General features: G+C 35.7%; 2 protein-coding genes. Both read left to right on the top strand.

Going from position 1 to position 4,270, the window contains the following annotated elements:
- A partial coding sequence (locus tag ACJMLH_RS06140; RefSeq protein WP_405275772.1) for a hypothetical protein occupies positions 1–1,816 on the top strand: 1,816 nt, incomplete at its 5' end.
- 183 nt (positions 1,817–1,999) lie between these two features.
- The coding region (locus tag ACJMLH_RS06135) for a hypothetical protein (protein ID WP_405275770.1) at positions 2,000–4,270 on the top strand (2,271 nt) is incomplete at its 3' end.

The following is a 4,270-nucleotide window of genomic DNA, read 5'->3' as shown; positions in this document are numbered from 1 at the left end:
AGGCAAAGCAGGAATCTACAATGTAACTGTACTTGCAAAAGAAAACGACGAATATAAATCAGAGGTATACAGTGAAGTATTCTTAGTCGGCATTAAAAATGCGACAGTTGAAATCACTCCAATCACTGATGCTAAAGTCGGAGATAACGTAACAATCGAAGTTACTGCTGATAGTGATGGTGCATTAACCATTAAAGTCAACGGTGAAACCGTAACTGGCACATATGAAATCACAAAAGCCGGTTCATACACAATTACAGCAGAAAGCGCTGCAACTGCAAATTATACTGCAGGATTTGCAACATACACATTTGTTGTAGAAGAAGAACCAGCTGAACCAGAAAATATTACCATTGTCATTGATGGTGAGGAATATACAATTCCTGCTGTGAACGGCACCACTATTGATACAAATCTAACTAAGGAACTTAAAGAAAAGATTGATAATTTGACTGGTGAGTTAGAAGAAGCTCAGGCTAATGCTACTAAGTTGGCTGGTGAGTTGGCTGATGCTAATGCTAAGGTTGATAATTTATCTGAAGAGTTAGCTAATGCTACTGATAAGATTGCTGATTTGACTGATGAGTTGGCTAATGCTACTGATAAGATTGCTGATTTGACTGGTGAGTTGGCTGATGCTCAGGCTAATGCTACTAAATTGGCTGATGAGTTGGCTGATGCTAATAAGAAAGTTGATGATTTAGCTGGTGAGTTGGCTGATGCTCAGGCTAATGCTACTGCTTTGGCTAATGAACTTGATGCTGCTTATCAAACAATCGAGGATTTACTTAAACAATTAGAGGAAGCTAAAGCTAACGCTACAAATAGTACACTTCCTGAGACTGTTGTTGTTGACGGTGTTGAGTATCCTATTGAGTATGTGAACGGTACTGCTACTGTCGAAACCAATAAGACAGCTCCTGTTGTTTTAAAATCATCCGAATTCAGTGAAATTACAATCAGTGATGACCAATCCATTTCTATTGTGCTTAAAGATAGTGATGGCAATGTTATTGCAGACGCTCCAATTACCTATGCAGTAAATGGTGCCGCAAACACTACTTTAACTGATAAAGATGGTAAATTCACTATTAAAGCTGAAAACGGTGGTGCAATTACCATTAGTTATGCAGGAAACGATACTTTATATGGTATTAATACTACTTTGACTTTAAATGGTCCTTCTGTTCCTAGTGTTGTTAAAGTTGAAACCAGATTTAACATCACTGGTGGTGTTATAACCCTTAACGGTTATGCTGTTGATACCAAAGCCGGTGAAGAAGGTATGTACTATGCAACTGAATTGCTGGACATTTCCGGCAAACCTGTCAGCGGCGCTAAAATACAGTTCGCTGTAAACGACAAGGTTTATAACAGAACAACCAATGAAAATGGTAGCTTCAACCCATATAAGCTCAACATGGTTAGAGCCGGAAGATACACTATGGCGTTCTTCTTCGGAGGAAACGACAACTTTACAAGCACATTTGCTTCAGTATGTGTTGATCTGGATAAAAAACCAATCAAAGTCAAAGCATCTGCAAAAACATTAAAAGCAAACTCTAAATCCAAGTACACAATTACCCTATCTACAATTGTCGGATCATCTCACGATGGTAAAGCATATCTCAGATCTGGTAAAATCGCCAAATTAACATTAAACGGTAAAACTTACACTGGTAAAACAGATAAAAACGGTAAAGTAACCTTCAACATTAAAAACACTCAAAAAGGTACTTTTACTGCAACCATTAATGTTAAAGAGGATGGTACTTACAAAGAAGCAACAAAAACAGTAAAATTAACATTCAAATGAAGTGGGGATTAATTTTCTCACTTATTTTTTCTTTTTTTTTCAATTATTTTTTTATAATTTTTATTTTATTTTCTATCAAATTAAATGGATTTAAATATATGTTTTCATATATATTAATAATGTAAAGTTGATAATTTTTTAACTTGACTTTATATCATACAAAACATTGAATCGAGTGATTGAATGAAGGTAAATAAAAAATTTTTCATTTGTGCAATGCTTGTATTAATGCTGTTTTTATGCATTAATGCAGGCAGTGCAACTGAACCACTTAATCAGACATTAGGAGCTGATATTGGCGATGAAATCGCAATAGGTGATGCTTCAAATGACAATTTAAGTGCGAGTGGAGACACATATGTTGTCGATGCGAATGGAGGTGGAGATTATACAACAATTTCTTCTGCTGTTAGCGCTGCTACTGGTGGTGAAACAATCTTCATCAAGAACGGTGAATATACCGAGACTTCTAAAATTGATATAGGTACAAAACAGTTAACTTTCACTGGTGAAAGCCGAGATGGCGTAATCATAAAATCCGGTGATAATGATTTATTCTATACAACTGGTTCCGGTTATTCTTCATTGGTTATCAGTGGTGTAACTTTTAAGGATATCTCAATGACTGGTAGTAGAACTCCAATATTTGTTGGAGGGAATGGTGATGTATCAATAACTGACTGTACTTTTGACAATTGTGCTTCCAGATATGGTGCAATACGTATATTTACTTCTGGAAGTGTGACTGTTGATAACTGTAAACTATTAAATACAAAATCTTCAACTGGTTCTTATTCAAGTGCTATTGATTTTGGTGGCAGTTCAGAAACTGAATACACTATAAAGAATACTGTTATTGATGGTTCATCTATATCCAGTGCAAGTACTGCATCATATATCTTTGGTGCAATCTACAGTGAAAAATCTGCAGGTACTGTCACTTTGGATAATGTAACCATTAGCAACTGTAATCTTGCAAGTTCAAGTGGATTAATCACTGCTAAAGGAAACATGAATATAAAAAGATCTAAATTAGTAAACAATTATGTTTACAGGGATCTTGCTATAGCAGGTTTTATATTCGTTAACGGTGCAAAAACAGTCAATATTGAATCAACATTGATTGCAAACAACACCCAACCGAATCACATGTTAACAGCTAATAGTGCTGCTACTTTTGATTTAAATTATAATAATATTCAAAATAATGCATTTAACACTGCATTTATCAATCCGGATAATGGTGTTTATACCCTGAATGCAAACTACTGGGGTTCAAATACATTACCAGATGGTATAACTGCATCCACATGGGTAGTTAACGACAATGGTGAATACAAATTAAATACTGGGGATGCTTTAGAAAAAGATGTTCCTGGACTTACTGAAGAACCTGCACCTGCATATATTTATGTTTCACCTGACGGTGACGGTGACGGTTCAACTTATGATAGTCCAACTAATTTGGAAAATATTTTCATGAATATGTTAGTTCCTGAAGGGGGATCAGTATTCCTTTGCAATGGTGAATATGAAATAAGTACTCCTTGGATTATTGGTAATTCTATGAGTTTTGTTGGTGAAAGTCGTGATGGCGTAATAATAACTGGTGATCAGGGCGGTTTCCTTATTGGGGATCCTATGGACCCAACCAATGAGGCATATTCTGTCGGTTCTGTTTCATTTTCAAAAATGACATTTGAAACTGCAGCCAATGATTTCATCATTGTTCCATCTAGTATGAATGAATTGGCTATAACTGATTGTGTAATTACTGCAGAAAATCATTTCGTAAGTGTTGGTTGTGGTGTAATGGGTCCTATAGCTGATTCAACCGGAACTTTAAATTTCAAGAAAAATGTTTTATCCGGCGACCAACCTATTGTTGTTGCAGGCAAATGGGATGCAAACATCAATAATAATATATTCTTAAATTCCAATGGTGGTAATACTGTAATTGGTGATGAAAGTGAAGGAACTATCGACAATCAATACAACTACTGGGGATCAAATATTCCTGCTACTGATTGTACAAATTACATAGTTATTGGTGTAAATTCAGATGCTTCTGAAATCTACACTGACGAATCTGCTAAAATCACAGTTAAAGCTACTTTGGATGATGGTACTACAAGTGCGACCAGTTACCTTCCAGATTATCCAATTGCAGTGTCATTTTCTGCAGCAGGTACTTTAAGTCAAAGGGATTTAGTGCTCAGTAATGGAATTGCTCAAGTGACATACACAAGTGATGTTGCACGCAATGATAATGTGAGAATAACTGTTTTAGGTCAAACTTTAAGTGTACCGATTACTGTTAAAGAAAGATACACTGGTATTGTCTATGTGGACACTACCGGTAGTGACGATAATGAAGGTTCCATCAATGCTCCTGTAGCAACTGTTGGAAAAGCAATCGAAATTGCAAATGCAGGTTCTCATGAAATTATTATA

It is taken from the genome of Methanobrevibacter sp., from assembly GCF_045116495.1.
Lineage (GTDB): Archaea > Methanobacteriota > Methanobacteria > Methanobacteriales > Methanobacteriaceae > Methanocatella.
The sequence above is the reverse complement of the archived record's forward strand: the minus strand, read 5'-3'. Positions and strand labels throughout refer to the sequence as shown.